At 69.1% G+C, this 26,674-nt stretch carries 20 protein-coding genes; 12 read left to right on the top strand and 8 right to left on the bottom strand.

Features of this window, described 5'->3' with window-relative positions:
• Positions 1–76: 76 nt before the first annotated feature.
• Together ACNFIA_RS09905 and ACNFIA_RS09900 are read right to left on the bottom strand one after the other, a co-directional pair.
• Complete coding sequence (locus ACNFIA_RS09905; RefSeq protein WP_259754714.1) at positions 77–862, bottom strand: alpha/beta hydrolase family protein; 786 nt, start codon at positions 860–862, stop codon at positions 77–79.
• Complete coding sequence (locus ACNFIA_RS09900; protein ID WP_416784472.1) at positions 849–1,958, bottom strand: DUF3182 family protein; 1,110 nt, start codon at positions 1,956–1,958, stop codon at positions 849–851. Before ACNFIA_RS09900 ends, ACNFIA_RS09905 begins: the two co-directional genes overlap by 14 nt.
• An 87-nt stretch (positions 1,959–2,045) precedes the next feature.
• Here ACNFIA_RS09900 and ACNFIA_RS09895 point away from each other — a divergent pair, with 87 nt between their 5' ends.
• The 12 genes from ACNFIA_RS09895 to ACNFIA_RS09840 all read left to right on the top strand — a co-directional run bounded on the left by ACNFIA_RS09895 (position 2,046) and on the right by ACNFIA_RS09840 (position 18,824).
• Positions 2,046–2,249: a DUF2934 domain-containing protein gene (locus tag ACNFIA_RS09895; RefSeq protein ID WP_416784470.1), complete on the top strand. Its 204-nt coding sequence runs from the start codon at positions 2,046–2,048 to the stop codon at positions 2,247–2,249.
• Between the two features lie 414 nt (positions 2,250–2,663).
• The gene (gene glgA, locus ACNFIA_RS09890) at positions 2,664–4,193 is read left to right on the top strand and encodes a glycogen synthase GlgA (RefSeq protein WP_259754711.1); all 1,530 of its coding nucleotides are present in this window, start codon (positions 2,664–2,666) and stop codon (positions 4,191–4,193) included.
• Complete coding sequence (treZ, locus tag ACNFIA_RS09885; protein WP_416784467.1) at positions 4,190–5,950, top strand: malto-oligosyltrehalose trehalohydrolase; 1,761 nt, start codon at positions 4,190–4,192, stop codon at positions 5,948–5,950. The genes glgA and treZ overlap by 4 nt, the downstream gene beginning before the upstream one ends.
• Positions 5,950–8,004, top strand: a complete 2,055-nt coding sequence (malQ, locus tag ACNFIA_RS09880) for a 4-alpha-glucanotransferase (protein ID WP_416784466.1) — start codon at positions 5,950–5,952, stop codon at positions 8,002–8,004. Before treZ ends, malQ begins: the two co-directional genes overlap by 1 nt.
• Positions 7,997–10,723: a malto-oligosyltrehalose synthase gene (gene treY / locus ACNFIA_RS09875; protein WP_416784464.1), complete on the top strand. Its 2,727-nt coding sequence runs from the start codon at positions 7,997–7,999 to the stop codon at positions 10,721–10,723. The genes malQ and treY overlap by 8 nt, the downstream gene beginning before the upstream one ends.
• Positions 10,720–11,175: a DUF2934 domain-containing protein gene (locus ACNFIA_RS09870; RefSeq protein WP_416784462.1), complete on the top strand. Its 456-nt coding sequence runs from the start codon at positions 10,720–10,722 to the stop codon at positions 11,173–11,175. The genes treY and ACNFIA_RS09870 overlap by 4 nt, the downstream gene beginning before the upstream one ends.
• A 16-nt stretch (positions 11,176–11,191) precedes the next feature.
• Positions 11,192–13,318, top strand: a complete 2,127-nt coding sequence (glgX, locus tag ACNFIA_RS09865) for a glycogen debranching protein GlgX (RefSeq protein ID WP_259754706.1) — start codon at positions 11,192–11,194, stop codon at positions 13,316–13,318.
• Positions 13,319–13,483: 165 nt separating this feature from the next.
• On the top strand, positions 13,484–14,401 hold the full coding sequence (locus ACNFIA_RS09860) for a DUF72 domain-containing protein (protein WP_416784460.1): 918 nt from the start codon (positions 13,484–13,486) through the stop codon (positions 14,399–14,401).
• Entirely contained in the window at positions 14,398–15,180 is a 783-nt protein-coding gene (locus tag ACNFIA_RS09855) for an endonuclease/exonuclease/phosphatase family protein (RefSeq protein WP_416784458.1), read from the top strand. The genes ACNFIA_RS09860 and ACNFIA_RS09855 overlap by 4 nt, the downstream gene beginning before the upstream one ends.
• Complete coding sequence (gene clsB / locus ACNFIA_RS09850) at positions 15,177–16,391, top strand: cardiolipin synthase ClsB (protein ID WP_416784456.1); 1,215 nt, start codon at positions 15,177–15,179, stop codon at positions 16,389–16,391. Before ACNFIA_RS09855 ends, clsB begins: the two co-directional genes overlap by 4 nt.
• Positions 16,388–17,356 (top strand): lysylphosphatidylglycerol synthase domain-containing protein, encoded by a 969-nt coding sequence (locus ACNFIA_RS09845; RefSeq protein WP_416784454.1) that lies wholly within the window; start codon positions 16,388–16,390, stop codon positions 17,354–17,356. Before clsB ends, ACNFIA_RS09845 begins: the two co-directional genes overlap by 4 nt.
• Positions 17,357–18,320: 964 nt before the next feature.
• On the top strand, positions 18,321–18,824 hold the full coding sequence (locus tag ACNFIA_RS09840) for a GNAT family N-acetyltransferase (protein ID WP_416784452.1): 504 nt from the start codon (positions 18,321–18,323) through the stop codon (positions 18,822–18,824).
• Between the two features lie 120 nt (positions 18,825–18,944).
• Here ACNFIA_RS09840 and ACNFIA_RS09835 read toward each other — a convergent pair whose 3' ends face one another.
• From ACNFIA_RS09835 to ACNFIA_RS09810, 6 genes are all read right to left on the bottom strand, one after another.
• Complete coding sequence (locus ACNFIA_RS09835; RefSeq protein ID WP_259755279.1) at positions 18,945–19,346, bottom strand: DUF2501 domain-containing protein; 402 nt, start codon at positions 19,344–19,346, stop codon at positions 18,945–18,947.
• A 73-nt stretch (positions 19,347–19,419) separates the two neighbouring features.
• The gene (locus tag ACNFIA_RS09830; RefSeq protein ID WP_416784450.1) at positions 19,420–20,508 is read right to left on the bottom strand and encodes a glycerophosphodiester phosphodiesterase; all 1,089 of its coding nucleotides are present in this window, start codon (positions 20,506–20,508) and stop codon (positions 19,420–19,422) included.
• 258 nt (positions 20,509–20,766) lie between these two features.
• A complete protein-coding gene (gene katG / locus ACNFIA_RS09825; RefSeq protein ID WP_416784448.1) occupies positions 20,767–22,959 on the bottom strand; it encodes a catalase/peroxidase HPI in 2,193 nt (730 codons plus the stop codon).
• Between the two features lie 328 nt (positions 22,960–23,287).
• Positions 23,288–25,141 (bottom strand): amidohydrolase, encoded by a 1,854-nt coding sequence (locus ACNFIA_RS09820; protein WP_416784446.1) that lies wholly within the window; start codon positions 25,139–25,141, stop codon positions 23,288–23,290.
• A gap of 11 nt (positions 25,142–25,152) precedes the next feature.
• Positions 25,153–25,971: an alpha/beta fold hydrolase gene (locus ACNFIA_RS09815; RefSeq protein ID WP_416784444.1), complete on the bottom strand. Its 819-nt coding sequence runs from the start codon at positions 25,969–25,971 to the stop codon at positions 25,153–25,155.
• Positions 25,972–26,042: 71 nt separating this feature from the next.
• On the bottom strand, positions 26,043–26,612 hold the full coding sequence (locus tag ACNFIA_RS09810) for an antibiotic biosynthesis monooxygenase (protein WP_416784443.1): 570 nt from the start codon (positions 26,610–26,612) through the stop codon (positions 26,043–26,045).
• Positions 26,613–26,674 lie beyond the last annotated feature (62 nt).

Here is a 26,674-nt window from a genome sequence, read left to right as displayed (position 1 = left end):
GGGCATGGTGCGTAGGAGCGGGCTTTGTCCGCGATATTCAACACGCAGGAATCCATGGCGCCGAGCGGCTCGGCGCCTATCCCACCACCAATCGATTCGAGCGTTCGCCCACCACCATCTCGGTGATCCAGCGCACCAGGATATCGGTGTAGGCCTCCTGGGCGCGCTCGCTGGACAGCGCGTGGTCGGCGTCGTCGATGATCCGGTGGGTCAGCGAGTGGGTGTGCTGGAAGGCCGCTCGGTAACTCATGATGGTCGCGTGGGGGATGTAGGTGTCGTGCTCGGACTCCACCAGCAGCACGTCGCCGGTGAAGGCCGCGCAGGCCTTCAGCGCGCGGTTGCTGGCCGCGGGGATGTGGCTGGCGCGGTAGGCCATCAGGTCGTCCCGTGGCAGGTCGCGCTTGGGCACGCTCCAGTCCTCGTCGCGGTACATCGCCGGCACGCGCAGGGCCAGCCAGCGCACGTCGCGCAGTTCGGTGAGGATCGCGGCGAGGTAGCCGCCATAGCTGGTGCCGACCACCGCCACCGCGTTCGGGTCGATGCGCGGGTGCGCCACCAGCCGGTCGTAGGCGGCCAGCAGGTCGCGCAGGTTGTCCTCGCGGGTGATCGAGCCCTGCAGTGCTTCACCGGCGCCGTGGCCGGCCAGGTCGAAGGTCAGGCACACGCAGCCCAGCCCGGCAATGCCCCGCGCGCGCTTGAGATCGCGCTCCTGGCTGCCGCCCCAGCCGTGTACGAAGAGCACGCCGGGCACATGGGTGCGCGGGCTGAGGAAGTTGCCCTGCAGGCGCAGGCTGCCGACATCGATGTCGATGCGCTCGTCACTGGCGAACTCACCGGGAAAGCGTTGATCACTGGAAGACATAAGGCTCCACCATTGCATACTTCATGAGGAAATCGCCGTGGGCGTCGGGGCCGCGATACAGCACCCGGGTGTTCGCCGGCAGCGGCTTGTCCTCGAAGATCTCGAAGGTCGAGGCGCGCACCACGCACAGCGCCGGGTCGCCGACGAAGGCCTCCAGCGCCGCCAGTTCCGCGCCGCTGGCGCCGCCGATGCGCCAGGACTGTTCGAGCACGCCGGAACAGCGCCGGCCGCTGGCATCCACGCCCTGGGCGACGTCGTAGTTGCGCCGCGAGGCGAAGAACGCCGGCAGCAACTGGTGCGTGGCGCGGTCGAACTGCACCGCCTGCTGGATGGCCAGCTTCACCGACTCCACCAGGTCGAGCGCCAGCAGGCAGTCGAAGTCGCCCCGCACCACCAGGAGGTCGCTGCCGCCGTAGACCAGCTCGCCGCGACCGTTGCGGTTGTGCTGCTGCACGCCGTGGTAGCTCAGCAGCACGCCGTTGATCATCACCTGGCCGACGCTATGGGTCTGTGCGTCGTCGAGGTCGTCCTCGATCACCATGCCCTGCTGGTAATCGGCCTCCTCGTAGCGCGCCAGCGCCTCGGCCAACTGGTCGGTGTCGGCCACCACCTGCTGGCCTTGCCCGCCGCGGCTGGCGGCCGGTTTCAGGCGTTGCGGGCCGCGCTGCAGGCGGGCGCTGGCGCAGCGCACCGCATCGTTGTGGCAGAACACGCTGTGGCCATCGAGCACCAGCGGCTTCACCCGCGTGGCGAAGGCATCGTTCCAGCCGCGCGGGGTCAATGTCGGGCGCTCGATCAGCGGGTGGACGATGGCCTTGCCGGCCTGGTAGTCGCGCTCGACGAAGCCGCCGAACAGATCCAGCGGACCATGGATGCCGAACTCGGCGGCCTGGTCGCGGCCGATCACCGTGGCATCGGGCACCCAGTAGAACGATTGGCCGCTCTGGCGGTGTGCGGGGGGTTCCGGGCGGAAATCCAGCCCCTGGATCTCCGCCAGCCAGGCGGCCAGCGCCAGGTGGGTCTGGCGGTCGGCGGGTTGCGCAGCCGCGTCCAGCGAGCAGGCCACGACCAGGCGTGGGCGGTCGGCATCATTCATGGAGCGTCCCTCGGTCAGGCTGTATGAACACCTGACTTTCGCGACAGTCATCGGTTCTACACAGATGACGAACTGCTGAAGACCACGATGAGCCCGACCCGAACCGAGCAGGACCGCGAAGCGCAGATCCGCCAGAAGGCCTACGACCTGTGGGTCGCCGAAGGCAAACCGAGCGGCCAGGCCGCCCGCCACTGGCAGATGGCCGAGGAGCACCTGGGCCGGGCCTTGCCGGTCGAGCGCGCCCAGGACCTCGATTACAAGGGCAAGCAAAACCCCCGGCGCGAAGCGTAGCGGCAAGGCGTATTGCAACCGGCGAAACGGCACATCGTGCATTCTGCTGGTTGCACTTCGCCACGAGCCGGCAGCAATTTCCTTTCTTATCAATGCGTTACGGCCGCATCCAAGACTGGTACGGACCCTGCTTACAGTATCAGGTGACGACCGGAGCGGTTTCCCGGTCGCACCGTCCATCCCTGCCTGACCTCCTCCCCAGAGCTGCTCGCCGCGCCAACCGGCCTGCCGCCTGGATGTCGGCCTGCGTGATGGAAGGACCGGGGGACGCCACCGAGGCCTCGACGGCGCCTTCCCCGGCAGAAATTCGAAACTTCGTCCGCGGCGGGCCAGTCCCCCGAAGGACAGCACGACACCATGGAGAACCACGGGCCTGGCAGGAGTTGCCAGCCCCAGACGAGCGAGGAACCAACGATGCGCAACCAGCTGGCCGATCTGCGCCTGGAAGAAGCCACAGTCAACCTCACCCCGATTTCCCCGGCCGACGGCGCGCCGCCCCAGCGACGCAAGCGAATCCTCTTCGCCACTTCCGAATTCAGCGACTTCGTCAAGGCCGGCGGCCTGGGCGACGTGTCCGCCGCCCTGCCCCGCGCGCTGCTCGCCGACCATGACATCCGCGTGTTGATCCCCGGCTATCCGCAGGTGCTCAAGGGCGCGGTGGCCTGCAAGGTGGTCGGCCGCCTGCCCGGCCTGGCGGCATTGCCCGCCTGCGACATCGGCGAGCTGAAGCTGGCCGACGGGCTGGTGGTCTACGCGGTGATCTGCCCGGAACTCTACGACCGTCCCGGCACGCCCTATGTGGATCAGCACGGCCACGAATGGGCCGACAACCACATCCGTTTCGCCCGACTGAGCCTGGCCGCCGCCGACATCGCCGCCGGCATGACCGAGCTGGGCTGGTGCCCGGACCTGCTGCACGTCAACGACTGGCCCACCGCACTGGCCCCGGCCTACATGGCCTGGCGCGGGCAGATCACCCCCAGCGTGCTGACCATCCACAACCTCGGCTACCAGGGCGCCTGCCCGCTGGGCTGCTGCGCCGAACTGGGCCTGCCCGAAGCGGCCGGCCTGCCGGGCAGCATGGAGTTCTACGGCAAGCTGTCGTTCCTCAAGGCCGGCATCAGCCACGCCAGCCACATCACCACCGTGAGCGAAACCTACGCCCGCGAAATCACCGCCCCCGAGCACGGTTGCGGCATGCACGGCGTGCTCGCCCAGCGTCGCGACCGCGGCCAGCTCAGCGGCATCACCCACGGCATCGACGCCGGCTGGGACCCGCTGACCGACCCGCACCTGGTCGAAGGGTTCGACGCCACCCGCCTGGCCGGCAAGCGCCGCAACGCCGAGTACGTCGAGAAGACCTTCGGCCTGCTGCCGGGACGCGGCCCGCTGTTCGCCGTGGTGTCCCGCCTGGTGCATCAGAAAGGCATCGACCTGACCCTGGCCATCGCCGACGAAATGGTCGCCGCCGGCGGCCGCCTGGTGTCCATCGGCTGCGGCGAGCCGGAGCTGGAGCAGGCCATGCGCGAACTGGCCGAGCGTTATCCGGGCCGCGTCGGCGTGCACATCGGTTTCGACGAGACCACCGCGCGGCGCATCTACGCCGGCAGCGACTTCCTGCTCATGCCGTCGCGCTACGAGCCGTGCGGCCTGAGCCAGATGTACGCCCAGCGTTTCGGCTCGCTGCCCATCGCCCGGCACACCGGCGGGCTGGCCGACACCATCATCGACGGCGTGACCGGCCTGCTGTTCCGCGACGAAACCCCGGCCAGCTACTTCGACGCCGTGCGCCGCGCGCTGAACATCTACCGCTACCCCGAACTGCTCAATGCCATGCGCTGCAAGGCCATGGAGTCGCCGTTGCCATGGGAAGACGCCGTGCGCCCCTACACCGCCCTCTACCAGCGCCTGCTGCAGCGGGTACCGGCGCAGGCCGTGCGATGACCCTGGCGCATGGAGCGACGATCCTGCCCGCGGGCAGAGTGCGGTTCTCGCTGTGGGCGCCGGATGCCCAGCGGGTCGAGGTGGAACTGGGCGGTGGCGCCCGCCACGCCCTGCAGCGCACCGACGATGGCTGGTTCAGCGCCGAGGTGCCGGCCATCGTCGGGCAGACCTACCGCTACCGCATCGACCACGACCTGCTGGTGGCGGACCCGGCCTCGCGCGACCAGGCCGGCGGCGTCGAAGGCGAAAGCCGGGTAGTCGACCCCGACGCCTATCGCTGGCAGCACCCGCAGTGGCGCGGCCGGCCCTGGCACGAAGCGGTGATCTATGAGGTGCACGTCGGCCTGTTCGACGGCTTCTCCGCCTTGCAGGGCCGCCTGGAAGAGCTGGCCGCCCTGGGCATCACCGCCATCGAGCTGATGCCGCTCAACGCCTTCCCCGGGCGGCGCAACTGGGGCTACGACGGCGTGCTGCCCTATGCGCCGGCCTGCGCCTACGGCGACCCGGACACCCTGCGGCGGCTGATCGACAGCGCCCACGGCCTGGGCCTGATGGTGTTCGTCGACGTGGTCTACAACCACTTCGGCCCCCAGGGCAACTACCTGGGGCGCTACGCCAGCGCCTTCTTCCGCGCCGACCAGCCCACGCCCTGGGGCCCGGCCATCGACTTCCGCCAGCCGGCGGTGCGCGAGTTCTTCATCGGCAACGCCGAGATGTGGGTGCGCGAGTACCGCGTCGACGGCCTGCGCATCGACGCCGTGCACGCCATCGCCGACAAGGACTTCCTCCACCAGCTCGCCGTCCGCGCCCGCCAGGCCGCCGATGGCCGCGCGCTGCACCTGATCCTGGAGAACGAGCACAACGAGGCCAGCCTGCTGCAGCCTGAGCAGGGCTCCGGTGCACCCGTTTTCGATGCACAGTGGAACGACGACCTGCACCACTGCCTGCACGTGCTGCTCACCGGCGAGGACGAGGCGTACTACGTCGACTACGCACACCAGCCCCTCGAACAGCTGTGCCGCTGCCTGCGCGAAGGGTTCGTGTTCCAGGGCCAGACCGACTACCGCGGCGTCGCCCGCGGCGAGCCCAGCGGCCAGTTGAGCCCGCAGGCCTTCGTGGCCTTCCTGCAGAATCACGACCAGGTCGGCAACCGCGCCCTGGGCGAGCGCCTCACCACGCTGGCCCAGGATGGCCACCTGCGGGCGGCCAACGCCCTGGTGCTGCTCAGCCCCATGGTGCCGATGCTGTTCATGGGCGAGGAATGGGGCGAGCGCCAGCCCTTCCTGTTCTTCACCGATTACCAGGGCGAGCTGGCGCGGGCCGTGACCGAAGGCCGGCGCGAGGAGTTCAAGCGCTTCAGCAAGTTTTCCGAGCCGGGCGCCGCCGCGTGGATTCCCGATCCCAACGACTACCAGACCTTCGTCGCGTCCCGCCCGCGCCCGGACCAGGGTGACGATAGCTGGCGCACCCACTGCCGCGAACTGCTGGAGCTGCGCCACCGCTGGCTGACGCCGCGCCTGCCCGGCAGCCGCGCGCTGGACGCACAGCCCCTGGGCGAGCGCGCCCTGAGCGCGAAATGGCGCCTGGGCGACGGCAGCCTGTGGCGCATCGACCTCAACCTCGGCACGCACGACCTGGGCGTCGAACCCCCGGGGGAAAGCGCCCAGGTGCTGTTCTGCTGCGGCCAGAACGCGGCGCACTACCGCCACGGCTGGCTGAGCGGCGGCGCCCTGGTCCTGAGCCTGGAGGCGCCCTGATGAATGACGCGCAGCTGGAACGCCTGGCCAGCGAAGCGGGCCTGGCCATCGACTGGATCGATGCCGACAACCGCCCGCAGCGCCTGAGCGCCGAGGTGCAGCGCAACGTCCTGGAAGCGCTGGGCTTCCCCGCGCAGACCCCGGAGCAGATCCGCCAGAGCCTGGACGCGCTGGAGCGGCGCCGCGCCGAACCGCCGCCGCTGATCACCGCCGACCGTGGCCAGCCGATTGCCGTGCCGGTCGGCCCGGGCACCCGCTACCGACTGTTCAACGAGGACGACAGCAGCCACAGCGAGGGCCACGTCGACCAGCACGGGCAGATTCCGGCCATCCAGCAGAGCGGCTATTACCCGCTGCACCTGGGCGACCGGGAGATCATCCTCGCCGTGGCGCCGCCGCGCTGCCCGTCGGTGCAGCAGTATTGCGGCGGCCGCCGGCACGTCTGGGGCCTGGCCGCGCAGCTGTATGCGCTGCGCCGCGAGCAGGATGGCGGCGCCGGTGATCTCGCCGCCCTCGCCGACCTGGTCCACGCCGCCGCGGCGCAGGGCGCGGACGCCGTCGCGATCAGCCCAGTGCACGCCATGTTCCCCGCCTCGAGGGACATCTACAGCCCGTATTCGCCCTCCAGCCGGCTGCTGTTCAACGAACTCTACGCCGCCCCCGGCCTGGTGCTGGGCGACGAACCGGTGCGCCAGGCGCTGGCCGCGGCCGGTCTTGCGGAGGAATGGGCGCGCGTACAGGCGCTGCCGTTGGTGGACTGGCTGCGCGTCGCCCAGTTGCGTGACCGCCTGCTGCAGCAGCTCTACCAGCAGTTCCAGCACGACAGCGGCGCGCTGCACGAGGACTTCCTCGCCTTCCGCCATCTGGGCGGCGCCGAGCTGTTGCAGCACTGCTGCTTCCAGGTCCTGCAGTTGCGCCGCGCCGAAGCCGGCGACGGCCTGGACTGGCGCTTCTGGCCCGAGGCATACCGCAACGCCGGCAGCGCGGAACTGGGCCACTTCATGATCGACGAGGAACAGGCCATCAGCCAGCAGGCGTTCGGCCAGTGGCTGGTCGCCCGCGGCCTGCAACAGGTGCAGCAGCAGGCGAAGGCGGCCGGCATGGGCATCGGCCTGATCGCCGATCTGGCGGTGGGCGCCGAACCGTCCGGCAGCCAGGCATGGATGCGCCAGGACGAACTGCTCACCGGCGTCAGCGTCGGCTGCCCACCGGACATCCTCAACCGCGCCGGGCAGAACTGGGGCATCTGCGCCTTCTCCCCGGACGGCCTGCGGCGCAACGGCTTCCGCGCCTTCATCGAGATGCTGCGGGCCAACCTGCGCTACGTCGGCGGCCTGCGCATCGACCATGTCCTCGGGCTGCGCCGCCTCTGGGTGATCCCCAGCGGCGCCGAACCGCAGGAGGGCGCCTACCTCGACTACCCGTTCGACGACCTGCTGCGGCTGATCTGCCTGGAGGCCGAGCGCGCCCAGGCGGTGATCATCGGCGAGGACCTCGGCACGGTACCGCCGGGGCTGCGCGAGGCGCTGGCAGAGCGCGGCATCCTGGGCATGCGCGTGCTGCTGTTCGAGCAGGAGCATGGGCACTTCATCGCCCCCGCGCGCTGGCCCGACGGCGCCCTGGCCACCAGCACCACCCACGACCTGCCGACGCTGGAAGGCTGGCAGCAGGGCCGCGACATCGACTGGCGCGAGCAGCTCGGCCAGCGCACCCGCGAGGTCGCGGCCGACGAACGCAGCGCCCGCCAGCACGAAAGCCAAGCCCTGCGCCGGGCGCTGGGCGACAGCGGCATCAGCGCCGACCCGGTGCTCGATGGCGCCATCGAATTCCTCGGCGCGACTCCCGCGCCGCTGGTGTTGCTGCCACTGGAGGACGCCTTGGCCTGCATCGAACAACCCAACCTGCCGGGTCCCGGCGATACCCACCCGAACTGGCGTCGGCGCTTCGAGCGCAACGCCGGCGAGATGCTCGACGACCCGCGGGTGCGCGCACGCCTGGAACGCCTGCGCCTAGCTCGCCAGCACGCCAACGACGGAGCCCGCGCGCATGACTGAGATCCGCGCCACCCTGCGCCTGCAGTTCCATCGCGACTTCACCCTGGACGATGCCCTGCCCTGGCTGGACTACTTCGCCCGCCTGGGGGTCAGCCACCTCTACGCCTCGCCCCTGCTGGCCGCCCAGCCCGGCTCACCCCACGGCTACGACGCCGTCGACCCGACCCGCATCAGCGACGAGCTGGGCGGCGAGCCGGCGCTGCGCCGGCTGGTGGCGGGGCTGCGGCGCAACGGCATGGGCCTGATCGTCGACACCGTGGCCAACCACATGCGCATCGGCGACGCCAACCCCTGGTGGCAGGACGTGCTCGAATGGGGCCTGGACAGCCCCTACGCGCACTTCTTCGACATCCGCTGGCACAGCGACGACCCGCTGCTCGACCAGCAGGTGCTGCTGCCCTGCCTGGGCGAGGACTACATCGACGAAGTCACCGCCGGGCGCATCCAGCTGGATTACGACAGCCAAAGCGCGCGCTTCGTGCTGCGCTACGGCGAGCAGCGTTTCCCGGTCTGCCCGTCCAGCTACGGGATGATCCTCTGCCACACCGACAGCCCCGAGCTGCTGGCCCTGGCGCCGCGCTTCGTCGAGCTGCACCACCATCCGCAGGGCCGTCAGCAGGCGCAGGCACTGTGCCAGGAGGCAGCCGCACCGCTCGCCGACAGCGGCCGGCTCGCCACCCTGCTCGCCTCCTACCGCGCGGACTGGCACAGCCTGCACCGGCTGATCGAACAGCAGCACTACCGCCTGGCCAACTGGCGGGTGGCGGCGGACGACATCAACTGGCGGCGCTTCTTCGACATCAACGAACTGGTGGGCCTGCGCGCCGAACACCCGGACGTCTTCCACGCCAGCCACGCCTACCTGCTGCAGCTGATGGACGAGGGCTTGATCGACGGCCTGCGCATCGACCATGTCGACGGCCTCGCCGACCCGCGCGGCTACTGCCGGCGACTATGGCGGGCCACCGGCGGTGCGCCGGTCTACGTGGAGAAGATCCTCGGCCCCGGCGAGACGCTGCCGGCGGACTGGAAGGTCGAGGGCACCACCGGCTACGACTTCATGAACCAGGTGTCGCTGCTGCAGCACGATGCCCGCGGCGAACCGCAGCTGCGCCACCTCTGGCTGGAGGTCAGCGGCCGCCAGGACGGCTTCGCCGAGGAAGTCCGCCAGGCCCGCAAGCATGTGCTGGCGTCGCTGTTCGCCGGCGACGTCGAGGGCCTGGCGCAGCAGCTGTGGCACATCGCCCGCTTCACCCTGGCCAGCCGCGACATCCCGCTGGGCTCGATCCGCCGGGCGCTGTTCCAGCTGCTCGCCGCCTTCCCGGTCTACCGCACCTACGCCGATGCGCTGGGGCGCTCCGAGCAGGACCAACGCTTCTTCAGCCAGGCGCTGGAAGAAGCCCGGCAACACCTGGAGCCGAGCGACCTGCGCACCCTCGACTGGCTCGACCGCATGCTGGGCGGAGAAGCCCTGCGCCGCGAGCCGCCGGGGCCGATGCGGCAGTTGCGCAAGCTGGCGCTGCAGCGCTTCCAGCAGCTCACCCCGCCGATTGCCGCCAAGTCCCTGGAAGACACCGCCTGCTACCGCGCGGCCCCCGCGCTGGGGCGCAACGATGTCGGCTTCGACCCGGAGATCCTCGGCGGCGACGTCGAAACCTTCCACCAGGCCTGCCTGCAGCGCCTGCGCGATTTCCCCCGGGCGATGCTCGCCACCGCCACCCACGACCACAAGCGCGGCGAAGACTGCCGCGCGCGCCTGGCGGTGCTCAGCGAGCGCGCCGCATGGTTCGCCGACCAGGTGTGGAGCTGGTGGAAGCTCGCCGCGCCACTGCGCCAGCACATCGAGCGCGGCCCCGCACCCAGCGGCGGCGACGAGCTGATTCTCTACCAGTGCCTGCTCGGCAGCTGGCCGCTGGAACTGGCCGCCGATGACCGCGAAGGCCTGCGCGCGTACCACCAGCGCATCGAGCAATGGCAGCGCAAGGCGATCCGCGAGGCCAAGCTGGACAGCGACTGGAGCGCGCCCAATGAAGCCTACGAGCAGGTCTGCGCGCAGTTCCTCGCCAGCGTGCTGCTGGAGGACGCCGGCGCGCCGCTGCGCCAGGCCATCGCCACGGCGGCCCGGAGCCTGATGCCCGCCGGCGCGCTCAACGGCCTGGCCCAGTGCGTGCTGCGCAACACCACGCCCGGTGTGCCGGATCTCTACCAGGGCTGCGAGCTGTGGGACTTCAGCCTGGTGGACCCGGACAACCGCCGCATCCCCGACTTCGCCGCCCGCGAGGCCGCGCTGGACGGCCCGCCCGACTGGCCGGCGCTGCTGCGCGACTGGCGCAGCGGCCACATCAAGCAGGCCGTGCTGGCCGCCGCGCTGGGCCTGCGCAAACGCTGGCCGACGCTGTTCACGGCGGGCGACTACCTGCCGCTGGAGGTACGCGGCGAGCACGCCGCGCAGGTGGTCGCCTTCGTCCGCCGCCACGCCGGCCAGCATCTGCTGGTGGTGGTGCCCCGTTGCGCCGCCGCCCTTCTCGGCGATTCGCCACTGCCGCAGGTCGCGCCCGAACGCTGGGCGGACACGCGCCTGCACCTGCCCTCGTCGCTGGCCGCCATCCGCTGGAACGGATTGGCCGGCCCGCTCGAACCGCACAACGGGGAACCCCGCCTGGCCGACCTGCTCGGCGCGGTCCCCGTCAACCTGCTCATATCCGGAGGTGAACAATGAAGGTCAACGAGGCAAGAGTCCGCGAGCTGGCCTACCAGATCTGGGAGTCCGAAGGACGCCCGGACGGTCAGCAGGAGCGCCACTGGCGCATGGCCCACAGCCTGGCCGAAGCCGAAACGGTCAACCACGCCGAGCCCGAAGAATCGGTGAAGCAGCGCTTCGAAAGCGAGCAGGAGCCGGAGAAGCCGGCCCTGCTGCAGGAACCGCCGCGGCGCAAGGGGCGCCTGCCCAAGGCGCACCCGGAAGTACCGGGGGACGACCAGGGTGAAACCGTGGCGCCCACGCCCGAGCCCGCCGCGCGCCGCTCGCCGGCCAAGGCCAAGCCGGTGAAGAGCGCACCGACCGTCACCCCCACCGCCAAACGCAAACCCAAGGCCAGCGCGGCCGAGGCCGCGACGCCCGGCGAGCCGGGGCCCCGCAGCCCACGCACGAAGAAACAGCAGCCCGTCTGACCCCAGGAGCCGGTAAATGACCCGACGAGCACAGTCCCGCGTCACCGAAGGACGCCCCTTCCCCCTGGGCGCCACCTGGGACGGCCTGGGCGTCAACTTCGCGCTGTTCTCCGCCCACGCCACCAAGGTCGAACTGTGCCTGTTCGACGCCCAGGGCAAGCGCGAGATCGAACGCATCGAGTTGCCCGAATACAGCGACGAAATCTGGCACGGCTACCTGCCCGACGCCCATCCGGGGCAGATCTACGGCTACCGCGTGTACGGCCCCTACGAGCCCGACGCCGGGCACCGCTTCAACCCCAACAAGCTGCTGATCGACCCCTACGCCCGGCAGCTGGTCGGGGAGCTGAAATGGTCGGAATCGCTGTTCGGCTACACCATCGGTTCGCCCGACGCCGACCTGAGTTTCGATGAGCGCGACAGCGCGGCGTTCGTGCCCAAGTGCAAGGTCATCGACCCGGCCTTCACCTGGGGCGAACAGCAGCCGGTGCGCGTGCCGTGGAACGAGACGGTGATCTACGAAGCCCACCTGCGCGGCCTGACCATGCAGCACCCCGCGGTGCCGGAGCGCCTGCGCGGCACCTGCGCGGGGCTGATGAACGCCGAGCTGCTGCAACACTTGCGGCAGCTGGGCATCACCAGCCTGGAGCTGCTGCCGGTGCACGGTTTCCTCGACGACAAGCACCTGCTGGAAAAGGGCATGGCCAACTACTGGGGCTACAACACCATCGCCTTCTTCGCGCCCCAGGCCCGCTACCTCGCCAGCGGCCATATCAACGAGTTCAAGGAGATGGTCGCGCACCTGCACGCGGCCGGCATCGAGCTGATCCTCGACGTGGTCTACAACCACACCGCCGAGGGCAACGAGCTCGGCCCGACGCTGTCCATGCGGGGCATCGACAACGTCTCCTACTACCGCCTGCAGGCGGACAACCGACGCTACTACGTCAACGATTCGGGCACCGGTAACACCCTGGACCTGAGCCACCCCTGCGTGCTGCAGATGGTCACCGACTCGCTGCGCTACTGGGCCACGGAGATGCGGGTGGACGGCTTCCGCTTCGACCTGGCGTCGATCCTCGGCCGCTACGCCGACGGCTTCGACGAGCGCCACAGCTTCCTCGTCGCCTGCCGCCAGGACCCGGTGCTGAGCCACCGCAAGCTCATCGCCGAACCCTGGGACTGCGGCCCCGGCGGCTACCAGGTGGGCGGCTTCCCGCCCGGCTGGGTGGAGTGGAACGACCGCTTCCGCGACACCGTGCGCAGCTTCTGGCGCGGCGACGAAGGCCAGCTGCCGGACCTGGCGCGTCGCCTGACCGCCTCGGGCGACCTGTACAACCAGCGCGGCCGGCGACCCTATGCCTCGGTCAACTTCATCACCGCGCACGACGGCTTCACCCTGCGCGACGTGGTGACCTACGATCACAAGCACAACGAGGCCAACGGCGAAGACAACCGCGACGGCAGCGATGACAACCGCTCGTGGAACCATGGCGTCGAAGGGCCCACCGAGGATGCCGACATCCGCCGCCTGCGCCTGCAGCAGATGCGCAACCTGATGGCCACCCTGTTGCTCTCCCAGGGCACGCCGATGCTGCTGGCCGGTGACGAATTCAGCCGCACCCAGCAGGGCAACAACAACGTCTACTGCCAGGACAACGAACTGGGCTGGGTGGACTGGAACCTCGACGACGAGGGCCGCGAGCTGCTGGCCTTCACCCGCCGGCTGATCCGCCTGCGCCAGGCCTACCCGATTCTGCGGCGCGGGCGCTTCCTGGTCGGCGAGTACAACGAGGAACTGGGTGTACGCGACGTCACCTGGCTCGCCCCCGAAGGCGAGGAAATGACCGAGGACCGCTGGCACGACCCGCAGCGGCGCAGCCTGGGCATGCTCATGGACGGCCGCGCCCAGCCCACCGGCATCCGCCGCAGCGGCGGCGACGCCACCCTGCTCCTGCTGGTGAACGCCGGGCACGAAGGCCTCGACTTCATCCTCCCGGAAACCGCCCAGGGCCGCGACTGGCAGTTCCTGCTGGACACCGCCTCGCCGCAGGACCCCGAGCACAACTGGGAATTCGGCGCCGCCTACCCGCTGGCCGGGCGCTCGCTGGCGCTGTTCACCCTGCGCCGCAGCGAGGAATGACCACTGGGGCAATCCCTCTGAACGCCGGCCCGCTCCGTCGGGTCGGAACTTTCACAGACGGGCGTCCGGCCGGTACGGCGGCGCCCGGGATATTCCATCGCCCAAGGAGATGCCGATGCAGCCAGCCGCCCCTCGCCACAGCCTCCGACCGGGAGAACTGAGCCGATGAAGGCCCTGCACATCGGGATTTCCGGCTGGCGCTACACGCCCTGGCGCGGCGACTTCTACCCCAAGGGGCTGCGCCAGAAGGACGAGCTGCGCTACGCCTCGCGCGCCTTCAACAGCATCGAACTGAACGGTTCGTTCTACGCGCTGCAGAAGCCCGAGCGCTACCGCCAGTGGGCTCAGGACACGCCCGACGGCTTCGTCTTCAGCGTCAAGGGGCCGCGCTACATCACCCACATCAAGCGCCTGCGCGACGCCGAGGAAGGCCTGGCCAACTTCTTCGCCTCCGGCCCGCTGGAACTGGGCGACAAGCTCGGGCCGATGCTCTGGCAACTGCCGCCGAGCCTGCCATACGACGAAGACGTGGTCGAAGCCTTCCTCGCGCTGCTGCCGGCCAGCAGCGACGCGGCGCTCAAGCTGGCCAAGGCATCGGCCACCCGGCGTCCGGACCAGTGGCCCACCTCCCTGAAGAAACGAGCGCTGCGCCATGCCATGGAGGTGCGCCACGCCAGCTTCGCCTGCCCGGAGTTCGCCCGCCAACTGCGCCGCCATGGCGTCGCCCTGGTGTTCGCCGATGCGCCGCGCAAGTGGCCCTACGGCGAAGACCTGACCGCCCCGGACTTCGTCTACCTGCGCCTGCACGGCGACAAGCAGCTGTATGCCAGCGGCTACGGCGACCCCGCCCTGGAACGCTGGAACGCTCGCATCGGCCGCTGGCGGCGCGGGCTGCAACCGGCCGACGCCGAACTGTTCGACCCCTCGACCCGGGGCGATCGGCGGCAGCGCGAGGTGTACTGCTACTTCGACAACGACATCAAGGTGCGCGCGCCCTACGACGCCAGCAAGCTCATGGCGCTGCTGGGCCTGGAGCTGGTGGACCGGCAAGCACCCGGCGCACCGGCGGGGGACTGGTCATGAGCCTGGCCGAGCGCGCTCCGCAGAGCCTCGCCCAGGCGCAGGCCGGCACCCTGTTGCGGGTGCTCACGGTGAACACCCACAAGGGCTTCACCGCCTTCAACCGGCGCTTCATCCTGCATGAATTGCGCGACGCGGTACGCGCCACCTCGGCGGACCTGGTGTTCCTCCAGGAGGTCCACGGCGAGCATCAACTGCATGCCGAACGCCACCCGGACTGGCCAGCCACGCCGCACTACGAATTCCTCGCCGACAGCATGTGGCCGGCCTTCGCCTACGGGCGCAACGCCGTCTACCCCGAAGGCCACCACGGCAACGCCCTGCTCTCGCGCCTGCCGATCCGCCGCTGGGACAATCGCGACGTCTCCGAGGCCGGCACCGAGGAGCGCGGCCTGCTCCACGCGCACATCGACCTGCCCGGCGAGCGCGCCCTGCACGCCGTGTGCGTGCACCTGGGCCTGCACGAATCGCAGCGGCAACGGCAGCTGCAACTGCTCTGCGGGCTGATCGGCGAGCTGCCGGCCGACGACCCGGTGGTGGTCGCCGGCGACTTCAACGACTGGCGCTGCCGGGCCAGCGGCACCCTCGCCGGCTGCGGCCTGCGCCCGGCATTTGCCGAACAGGGCGGCGAGCCGCGCAGCTTTCCGGCGCGCTGGCCGCTGCTGCGCCTGGACCGCATCTACGTGCGCCACCTCAAGGTGACCCTGAGCGAAGTGCTCAACCGCAAACCCTGGCCGCACCTCTCCGACCACCTGCCCCTGCTTGCCGAGGTATCGCTATGAACGAGGTCTGGCGCGATGGCAACCGGGTCGAGCTGCTGATCAATGGCGAGGGCTTCTACCCGAGCGTCTACCAGGCCATCGAGGACGCGCGCCGCGAAGTCCTGCTGGAAACCTTCATCCTGCGCGACGACAAGGTCGGCCGCGGCCTGCGCCAGGTGCTGATCGACGCCGCCCGCCGCGGCGTGCGGGTCGACGTGATCGCCGATGGCTACGGCACGCCGGACCTGGACGCCAGCTTCCTCGGCGGCCTGCTCGATGCCGGCGTGCGCCTGCACCTGTTCGACCCGCAGCCGCGGCGCCTGGGCATGCGCACCAACCTGTTCCGCCGCCTGCACCGCAAGCACGTGGTGGTGGATGGCGCGGTGGCCTTCGTCGGCGGCATCAACTTCTGCGCCGACCACCTGGCCGACTTCGGGCCCATGGCCAAGCAGGACTACGCCGTGCGGATCGAAGGCCCCGGCGTGCAGGACATCCGCCGCGCCTGCCTGGAGGTGCTGCGCCCCGCTCCTCACCTTGAGAGCAGCGACATGCCCGCCGCCGACGCCGTGCACCCCGGTGGGCCCGCCGGGCCGTGCCGCACTTGCCTGGCGATCCGCGACAACCTGCACCGCCGCACCGAGATCGAGCAGCACTACCTGCGCGCCATCGCCCGCGCCCGGGAGCGCCTGCTGATCGCCAACGCCTACTTCTTCCCCGGCTATCGCCTGCTGCGCGCCCTGCGCGATGCGGCCAAGCGTGGGGTGACGGTGCGCCTGATCCTCCAGGGGCTGCCGGACATGCCGCTGGTGCGGCTGTGCAGCAAGCTGCTCTACGACACCCTGCTGCGCGACGGCGTGGAAATCTACGAGTACCGCGACCGCCCGCTGCACGGCAAGGTCGCGGTGATGGACCGCCACTGGGCCACGGTGGGTTCGAGCAACCTCGACCCGCTGAGCCTGTCGCTGAACCTGGAAGGCAACCTGATGATCGAGGACGAAGCCTTCGCCAGCGCCCTGGACGATCACCTGGAGCGCCTGGCCGCCGACAGCTGCCGCCGCGTCACCCGCCAGTACGCCCGCCGCGGCTACTGGTGGCGCGCCCCGCTGGTGTTCCTGAGCTTCCACTTCCTGCGCCACTTCCCGGCCATCGCCGGCCAGTTGCCGGCGCACCGCCAGATGCTCCACCCCGCCCGCATCGACGAGGAACCCGGCCAGTCGCAGGTGCAGCCATGAAGAACTCCAAGCGCTTCTGGAAGCGCGCCAACCGCATCTTCAACATCGCCCTGCTGGTCGCCCTGCCGGTGCTGCTGTTCCTGCTGTTGCGCGCCACCGACTGGGACGAGGTGTTCCGCCTGCTGCGCGAATACCGGTTCAGCACCCTCGCCCTGGGCATGCTGATCGCCCTGGCCAGCTACGGCATCTTCAGCAGCTTCGACGTGCTCAGCCGCTACTACATCGGCCACCCGCTGCCGGTGCGGCGGGTGTTCACCGTCGCCTTCGTGTGCAACGCCTTCAACCTCAACCTCAGCTCCTGGGTCGGCGCCATCGCCCTGCGCTTCCGTCTGTATGGCCGGCTGGGCATGAGCGCCGGCGACATCACGCGCATCCTCACCTTCAGCATGATCACCAACTGGTACGGCTACCTGCTGCTGGCCGGCGTGCTGTTCGTCTGTGGCTACCCGAACCTGCCCGACAACTGGTCCCTTGGCCAGAGCGGCCTGCGCGCGATCGGCGTGCTGCTGTTGCTGCTGGGCGCCGGCTACCTGCTCGCCTGCCGTTTCGCCCGCCGCCGCGCCTGGGGCTGGAAGCGCTACCGGCTGAACCTGCCCACCTGGCGCCTGGCCGCCCTGCAGGGCATCGCCGGCGCCAGCAACTGGTCGATGATGGCCCTGCTGATCTATACCCTGCTGCCGGACTCGGCGAGCTACCCGGCCGTACTGGCGACGCTGCTGATCAGCAGCATCGCCGGCGTGGTGCTGCATGTCCCGGCGGGGCTGGGGGTGATCGAGACGGTCTTCATCACGGTGCTGCGCGATCACTTCTCCCGTGGCGAACTGCTGGCCGCGCTGATTGGCTACCGCGTGCTGTATTTCCTCATTCCGCTGCTGCTGGCCTGCGCGGTCTACCTCTGGCTGGAGCGCCACGCCAGGAAACTCAAACGCCGCGCAGAACGCCGGGAAGCAGCCCGGGCATCCTGACGCCGGCCCTGCCGCCGGATCGCGGGCACGGCCCGCTCCTACACGAACCGCCCACCTGTAGGAGCGTGCCACGCACGCGATCGCGGACAAAGTCCGCGCCTACCCCAAGGCCAACCTGTAGGAGCGAGCTTGCTCGCGAACCCGCCACCAGCACGAGCGCCATGTTCAGACGCACGCCGACAGCACCGCATTCCGCCGCGAGGGATTTCGCGGGCGTGGCCCGCTCCTACACGAGCCGCGCCCACTTGTAGGAGCGTGCCAGGCACGCGATGGCGGACACAGTCCGCGCCTACGCCAAGCCAACCTGTAGGAGCGAGCCTGCTCGCGAACCGGCCCTTGTGCCGACCTTGCCAGCGGAGCACGGGCACGGGCACGGCGCAGGCTCTCGCAGGCGCGGATTCATTCGCGACATCCATCAGGCTGGCAGACGCTCACAGGCATGACGCCAAGGCTGACCGCTGGCCCTGCCGGCGGATCGCGGGCATGGCCAGCTCCTACAAAAGCGGCACCCCACCTGTAGGAGCGTGCCATGCACGCGACCGCGGACGCAGTCCGCGCCTACGCCGAGGCCGACCTGTAGGAGCGAGCTTGCTCGCGAACCCACCGCCAGCACGAGCGACATGTTCAGGCGTACACCGACAGCACCGCATTCCGCCGCGAGGGATTTCGCGGGCGTGGCCCGCTCCTACAGGGGCGTCTTTCCAGGTAGAGGGAGGCGTTGGGTGCAGGATAACCAGGGCGTCAGCCGGCGCGATCGGCCCCCTCTTCCTCTGGGAGAGGGTTGGGGTGAGGGGAAACCCAATGCGCGAATTAACCTGGGGAACGACCGATACTCCTACACCCCAGGCGCACCGAAGCCAACCTGCAGGAGCGAACTCTGTCCGCGCTGGCTTGCCCGTGGACAATCCCTCCCCGCTCGCAACGCGCTAGAGTATCCGCCGCCCCCATCACCGAGACGCACCCCATGCCCTACACCATCCGCCCCGAGCGCGACGAAGACTCCGGCGCAATCCGCCGTGTAACCGAAGCCGCCTTCGCTCAGGCCGAGCACAGCAGCGGTACCGAGGGCGCCATCGTCGACGCCTTGCGCGCGGCCGGGGCGCTGAGTGTTTCCCTGGTCGCCAGGGTGGAGGGCGAGGTGGTCGGTCATGTGGCGTTCTCGCCCGTCACCCTGGATGGAGTGGATATCGGCTGGTACGGCCTGGGCCCGGTTTCCGTGCGGCCCGACCTGCATGGCCAGGGCATTGGCGCGGCGCTGATCCGCGCGGGGCTGGCGCACCTTCAGGGCCTCGGGGCGAAAGGCTGCGTGGTACTGGGTGACTCGGCGTACTACCCACGCTTCGGTTTTCGTCAGGACCCGGCGATCCGCTACGCGGGCGTGCCGCCGGAGTACTTCATGGCGCTGTCGCTGGACGGCTCGCAGGCCGCCGGCGAGGTCGCTTACCACAGCGGCTTTTCCGCCACCTGATGACAAGTCGCCGGCCCTGCCGGCGGATCGCGGGCACGGCCCGCTCCTACACCGTGCGGCATTCGCGCATGCGGGATAGGGCCCGCAACCAGGAAGCCAGGTGCCAGACGGCAAAATCCCTCAGAGCAACGACTTGCCCTGGCTGAGGACCTTGTCGCATACCTGCTTGGTGACCTTTTCCTTGATGCCGCTGCCGGTCAGGTCGACGCTCTTGCCGTCGGTCCCGGTGAGGATGCCCTTGGCGCCATCCTTGTAGCCGCTGTCGCTGGTGGTGGTGTTACCCGGCAGCTTGCCCAGCAGCTTGTCCTTCACCTGGGTCGCGGCGTTGGCATTGAGGTAGTTGTTCTTCGCGCAGTATTCCAGCAACCCGGCGACGTTGCTACTGCTGCTGGAGGACACCGACGACAGGTTGCCGAGGCCGCCGAGCTGGCCGGCGACATCGCCGAGGGACGCCGCCTGGGCCAGCGACCACGGCAGCAATGTGGCGGCGAGCACGGCGGGGATCAGTGTGCGGGCATTCATGGGGCTCTCCTGGTTGCCTACGACGCGGCGCGAAGCGCCACTGCGAGTGTAGACGGCGCAGGTGAACGTCAACTCAGTAACCCACCGCCTTCAGGACATCGCTGACGGACTGGCTCGGCTGCCGGCCCAGGAACATCAGCAACTGGTCCGTGCGGTTGGTGAAGAAGCCATCCACCCCGGCCTTGGTCAGCGTGTCGAAGTCCACGGCCTCGTCCACCGTGTAGGCATGCACGAACAGCCCGCGCTCGTGTGCGGCCTGGTTCATCCAGGGCTGCACTAGGTCCATGTAGCTCTGGTCGCCGCGGGCGGTCAGGGTCGCCGAGGGGCCTGTGCCCAGCGCGCCATGGGCCTTGGCCCAGTCCAGCCAGGCGAAGAATTCTTCCCTGGACTTCACCTCCTGCCGGGCATAGAAATCCGCTTTGATCTTCTCGCCGGACTGGGCAAAGGTGGCCGGCTGCTTCGCCGCCATGTAGCCGTCGCCCACCCATAGCAGCAGGACTTTCGGCACCTGCGGCATGCTCTTGTGCAGCAGCTCGAGGCTGCTCTTCTCGAACGTCTGCAGGACGATCTTGCCCTGGGGCTCGCCGTCGGCATTCAGCCAGCCGCGGTTTTCCAGGGTCTTGCGCAGGTCCTCCTCGATGCCGGGAAACTGGCCGGGCGCCTTGGTTTCCAGGTACAGGCCGGGGGTTTCGCCACCGCCTTCGGCGATGTCGATCAGCTCGTCGAGTGTGAGGATGCGCACCCCGACGTAGGTGGAGCGGGCCCGTTCGGGGTAGGTCGCATTGAACCAGCTGCCGGCGTCCAGGCGCTTGAGTTCGGCCAGGGTGAACGTGCTGACCGGGTTCTTCTCGCGGCCGGGGAAGACCTTGGCGACGTTGGTGGTGCGTTCCAGGGTGTCGTCGTGCAGCGCCACCAGCACGCCGTCCTTGGTGCGCTGCAGGTCCGCTTCCAGGTAATCGGCGCCCAGGTCGCGGGCCGCGAGATACGCCGGGGCAGTCTCCTCCGGTGCGTCGTGGGACGCGCCGCGGTGGGCGATCACGGCTGGCCAGGGCACGCCGGCCGCCTCGATCAGGGCGCGGCCGGGCGGCTCCTCGGCGCTGGCGATGAAACTGGCCGCGGCCAGTGCGATGGTGCCCAGTACAGCGATGATGCGACGGTGCATGGGTGAACCCCCTTCGATCGGTGACGGCCAAGCGGGCCAGTCTGGCGCGGGAGCATGACGTTCGTGCAACCAGGCCCGAGAAAACCTGCAAGCATAGGACCCTCCCCGCCCCGCGCAATTCCGTCGGTATGACCGGGCATGAAAAAGCCCGCTGAGATCACTCTCAGCGGGCCCAGGCTTTTCGTCGCAGGAACTTGCTGGCGAACCCGGCTCTTCTGCCCCGGTTCGCGAGCAAGCTCGCTCCCACAGGGCTGCCGGTCAGTGCGCCAGGTCGAAGCGGTCGAGGTTCATCACCTTGGTCCAGGCCTTGACGAAGTCATGGACGAACTTGCGTTCGCCGTCCGAACAGCCATAGACCTCCGACAACGCCCGCAGCTGCGAGTTGGAGCCCAGCAGCAGGTCGATGCGGCTCGCCGTCCACTTCGCTTCGCCGGTCTTGCGGTCGCGACCTTCGAACTGGTCGTTGTCCGGCGAGGTCGGCTTCCAGACGGTGCCCATGTCCAGCAGGTTGACGAAGAAGTCGTTGCTCAGGGTGCCGGGGCGCGTGGTGAACACGCCGTTCTGCGAGCCGCCGGCGTTGGCGCCCAGCACGCGCAGGCCGCCGATCAGCACGGTGAGTTCCGGCGCGGTGAGGGTCAGCAGCTGCGCCTTGTCGATCAGCAGCGCCTCGGCCGGCACGGTGAACTTCGCCTTCAAGAAGTTGCGGAAGCCGTCGGCCACCGGCTCCAGCATGCCCACCGAGTGCACGTCGGTCTGCTCCTGGCTGGCGTCCATGCGGCCCGGCGCGAACGGCACGCTGACCCGATGACCGCCCTTGCGCGTGGCTTCTTCCACACCGGCGGCACCGGCCAGGACGATCAGGTCGGCCAGGGAGATCTTCTTGCCGCCACCGGCGGAGGCATTGAACTCAGCCTGGATTTCCCCCAGCACGCCGAGCACCTTGGCCAGCTGTTCGGGCTGGTTCACCGGCCAGTCCTTCTGCGGCGCCAGGCGAATGCGCGCGCCGTTGGCGCCGCCGCGCTTGTCCGAGCCGCGGAAGGTCGAGGCCGAGGCCCAGGCGGTGGACACCAGCTCGGCCACCGACAGCCCCGATGCCAGCACCTTGGCCTTGAGCGCGGCGACGTCCTGCTCGTCCACCAGCGGGTGGTCGACGGCGGGAATCGGGTCCTGCCAGATCAGCTCCTCTTTCGGCACTTCCGGGCCCAGGTAGCGGGCCAGCGGGCCCATGTCGCGGTGGGTCAGCTTGAACCAGGCGCGGGCGAAGGCATCGGCGAAGGCATCCGGGTCTTCGTAGAAGCGCCGGGCAATCTTTTCGTACGCCGGGTCGACGCGCAGCGCGATGTCGGTGGTGAGCATCGACGGCGCGCGGCGCTTGGATTTGTCATGGGCATCGGGAATGCTGCCGGCGCCCGCGCCGTTCTTGGGCTGCCACTGGTGGGCGCCGGCCGGGCTCTTGGTCAGTTCCCATTCGTAGCCGAACAGGTTCCAGAAGAAGTTGTTGCTCCAGCGCGTCGGCGTGGACGTCCAGGTGACCTCCAGACCGCTGGTGATGGCGTCGCCACCGGCCCCCGTGCCAAAGCTGCTGACCCAGCCCAGGCCCTGGTTTTCCAGCCCGGCGGCTTCCGGGTCGGCGCCGACGTGGTCGGCCGGGCCGGCGCCGTGGGTCTTGCCGAAGGTGTGGCCGCCGGCGATCAGAGCGACGGTTTCCTCGTCGTCCATGGCCATGCGCGCGAAGGTCTCGCGGATGTCACGGGCGGCGGCCAGCGGGTCGGGGTTGCCGTTGGGGCCTTCCGGGTTCACGTAGATCAGGCCCATCTGCACGGCGGCCAGGGGGTTCTCCAGGTCGCGCTCGCCGGAGTAGCGCTTGTCGCCCCCCAGCCAGGTGGTCTCTTCGCCCCAGTAGACGTCCTGGTCCGGTTCCCAGACGTCCTCGCGGCCACCGGCGAAGCCGAAGGTCTTGAAGCCCATGGATTCCAGGGCGACGTTGCCGGTGAGGACGATCAGGTCGGCCCAGGACAGCTTGGCGCCGTACTTCTGCTTGATCGGCCAGATGAGCCGGCGTGCCTTGTCCAGGCTGACGTTGTCCGGCCAGCTGTTGAGCGGTGCGAAACGCTGCTGGCCACGGCCGGCGCCGCCACGGCCATCGCCGACGCGGTAGGTACCGGCGGAGTGCCAGGCCATGCGGATGAACAGCGGGCCGTAGTGGCCGAAGTCTGCCGGCCACCAGTCCTGGGAATCGGTCATCACGGCGCGCAGATCGGCCTTGACCGCTTCCAGGTCGAGGGTCTTGAAGGCCTCGGCGTAGTTGAAGTCCTCGCCCATCGGATTGGATTTGGAGGAGTGCTGGTGCAGCAGGTCCAGCCGCAGCTGGTTCGGCCACCAGTCACGGTTCGAGGTGCCGCCACCGGCGGTGTGGTGGAAGGGGCAGCTACCTTTCTTTTCTTCGCTCATTGCAGGCTCCTTGGGGGGCGCCTGTACGGCGCCTCGAATTCGCACAACCCATCAGAAGATAGATCAAACGGGACGGGCTGCTATTGCAGTTATTGATTGGCTGTAACGATAAAAACTATCGAAGGGAAGACGGCTGGGTCGCGGGGTTGGGCGGGATAGCCCAGATGCGAGCTGGCTCACGAACGGGGTCGTCCGCTGCCGGCTTGAAATCGATCGCGGACGCAGTCCGCTCCTACGCGCGGAAATGTGCACCGGCGCGTCCCTGAACGTAGGAGCGGACTGCGTCCGCGATCATCATCCGGCCCTCGCGGGCCGGACCGTTACGCCATCAGAACGCGAAGCAGGAACAGCCGAACGCGCCCCAGAAGCCCTGGAAATCACTCACCGGCACGCTCGACTGGCGCGCCCGCTCGTGGCTGTGGCCATGCACGCCGCAGGAGCCGACGCACTGGTGCACGGCCTGCTGCAGCGGCGCCTGTGGCCGCCAATGGCCGGGGACCTTGGCCACCGGCGACCACTCCGGCACCACCGGGATGCTCGGCGGGGCCAGCTTGTCGAACTCGCGCTCGCCGTGGACGATCTTGCCGCCCACCACGGTGAGCACCGATTCGATGGTCTTGATGGCCTCTTCCTCGACGCTGAAGAAGTCCTCCGAGAGCACCGCCAGGTCCGCCAGCTGGCCAGCCTTGAGCATGCCCTTCTTGCCCTGCTCGCTGGAGAACCACGCGCTGCCGTGGGTGAACAGCTGGATCGCCACCTCGCGGGACAGGCCCTCGGGGTACAGGCTCAGGCCGCCGACGGTCTTGCCGCTGACCATCCAGTACAGCGACGTCCAGGGGTTGTAGCTGGACACGCGGGTGGCGTCGGTGCCGGCGCCCACCGGCACGCCTTCGGCCAGCATGCGCTTGATCGGCGGGGTCGCCTCGGCAGCCTGCTTGCCGTAACGGTCGACGAAGTATTCGCCCTGGAAAGCCATGCGGTCCTGGATGGCGATGCCGCCGCCCAGGGCGCGAACGCGCTCGATGTTCTTCGGCGTGATGGTCTCGGCGTGGTCGAAGAACCACGGCAGGCCGTTGAACGGGATATCCCGGTTGACCTTCTCGAACACATCCAGCATGCGCGAGATCGACTCGTCATAGGTCGCGTGCAGGCGGAACGGCCAGCGCTGCTCCACCAGGTGGCGCACCACCGGCTCCAGCTCGGCCTCCATGGTGCCGGGCAGGTCCGGGCGCGGTTCGAGGAAGTCCTCGAAGTCTGCCGCCGAGAACACCAGCATCTCGCCGGCGCCGTTGTGCCGCAGGAAGTCGGTGCCCTGGCCGTAGGTCACGCTGGAGGTCCAGTTCCTGAAGTCGGCCAGCTCTTCCTTGGGCTTCTGGGTGAACAGGTTGTAGGCGATGCGCACGGTGAGCTGGTCGGCGTCGGCCAGTTGCTGGATCACCTGGTAGTCGTCCGGGTAGTTCTGGAAGCCGCCGCCGGCGTCGATCACGCTGGTCAGGCCCAGGCGGTTCAGTTCGCGCATGAACTGACGGGTCGAGTTGACCTGGTATTCCAGCGGCAGCTTCGGTCCCTTGGCCAAGGTTGCGTAGAGGATCATCGCGTTGGGGCGAGCGATCAGCATGCCGGTGGGTTCGCCGTTGCTGTCACGAACGATCTCGCCGCCGGGCGGGTTCGGCGTGTCCTTCGTGTAGCCGACGACGCGCAGCGCGGCGCGGTTGAGCAGCGCGCGGTCGTAGAGGTGGAGGACGAACACCGGGGTATCCGGCGCGGCCTTGTTCAGCTCTTCGATGGTCGGCAGGCGGCGTTCGGCGAACTGGAATTCGTTCCAGCCGCCGACCACCCGCACCCACTGCGGCGACGGTGTGCGCTGGGCCTGCAGGCGCAGCATCTCCAGCGCGTCGGAGAGCGACGGCACGCCTTCCCAGCGCAGTTCGAGGTTGTAGTTCAGGCCGCCACGGATCAGGTGCAGGTGGGAGTCGTTGAGGCCGGGAATGACGGTACGGCGATTGAGGTCGACCAGTTGGGTGGACGCGTCGCGGTAGGCCATGGCCTGGGCGTCGGTGCCGACGACCAGGAACTTGCCGTCGGCGATGGCCACCGCGGTGGCGTGCGGACGCTCCGGGTCGACGGTGTGCAGCTTGCCGTTGAACAGGATCAGGTCTGCGTTGCGCTCTGCATTGCTCATGTTCGCGACCCTCAGCGTTGCAGGAAGGCCAGCAGGTCTTCGTTGAGTTGCTGCGCGTGGGTGACGGCGAAGCCGTGGGGCGCGCCGGCGTAGACCTTCAGCTCGGCGCCCTTGATCTGCTCGGCGGCCAGCTTGCCGGTGGTTTCGAACGGCACGATCTGGTCGTCGTCGCCATGGATCACCAGGGTCGGCACGTCGACCTTGTCCAGGTCCGCGCGGAAGTCGGTTTCCGAGAAGGCGCCGACGCAATCCACGGTGCCCTTGAGCGAGGCCAGCAGGGCGATGTTGAGGGTCTGGGTGAGCACGCCGTCGGAGACTTTCTGGCCGTGGTTGATGCCATAGAACGGTGCGGCGAAGTCGGCGATGAACTGCGCGCGGTCCTGCAGCAGGCCGGCCTTGATGCCGTCGAACACCGAGCCGTCGACGCCCTGCGGGAAGTCGGCGGCCTTGCCGAAGATCGGCGTGACGGCGCCCAGCAGCACCAGACCGGCGACGCGGGAGGTGCCGTGGCGGCCGATGTAACGGCTGACGTCGCCGCCGCCCATGGAGAAGCCGACCAGGGTGACGTCACGCAGGTCCAGGTGCTCGATCAGGCCGGCGATGTCATCGGCGAAGGTGTCGTAGTCGTAGCCGTTCCACGGCTGGCTGGAACGGCCGAAACCGCGACGATCGAAGGCGATGGTGCGGTAGCCGCGGCTGCTCAGGTACTGCATCTGGTATTCCCACATGTCGCCGTCCAGCGGCCAGCCGTGGCTGAACAGCACGGGTTTGCCGCTGCCCCAGTCCTTGTAGTAGATCTCGGTGCCGTCACGGGTTACGAAAGTGCTCATGGAAACTCCTCTGCCTGCCATGCAGGACGATGTGGGAACGGACGCCAACCGGGGCGCCGCGGGAGGGGAAATCAATCGGCGTTGAGCCAGCCGGCGCAACGACGGGTCACCCAGGGCATGATCAGGTAGACCACCGGGAGGACGATGCACAGGGTCACCAACAGGTTGCTCGGCACCACCCCAGCCAGCACCGGGAAGCGCTCGAACGCCGGTCCCCAGAGCGGCGGGATGACCATGGTCAGCGGGCTGATCACCAGGTAGGTGAGCAGCGCCTGCTTCCATTTCGGCGGCTGGCGCACGTTGCCGTGCTCGGGGGTGAACCAGAACTCGGCGTCGTTGTGGATCAGCGGGTGGTCGCCCTCTTCCAGCAGCGGCGAGACTTCGTCGATCAGCTGGGCGCGCTCGGGGGAATCGATCCAGGCCTGCAATTGCGCCGCGGCGGCGAAGCGCACCACGGTGGTGTACATCGCGCCCTCGCCGTCGGGGCGGATCACGTTCACGCCCAGGTGCCCCGGCTGCCGGCGCGCGGCAGCGACGGTGCGGCGCAGCCAGGTTTCATAGCTGGGCAGCGCTTCGCAACGCACCTTGTGGTGGACCACCAGCGTCACCACGCTGTTCAGATCGATGGTTTCGGCGCTCATGGGGGTCCCGGACGCGTGATGGAAGTCCGCTCACTATGGCGACGGGATCGGCCGGTCTATTG

It is taken from the genome of Pseudomonas sp. NY15437, assembly GCF_048068435.1.
Lineage (GTDB): Bacteria > Pseudomonadota > Gammaproteobacteria > Pseudomonadales > Pseudomonadaceae > Pseudomonas > Pseudomonas nitroreducens_B.
Note: the sequence above shows the minus strand (reverse complement) of the source record. Positions and strands in the feature narration are given on the sequence as shown.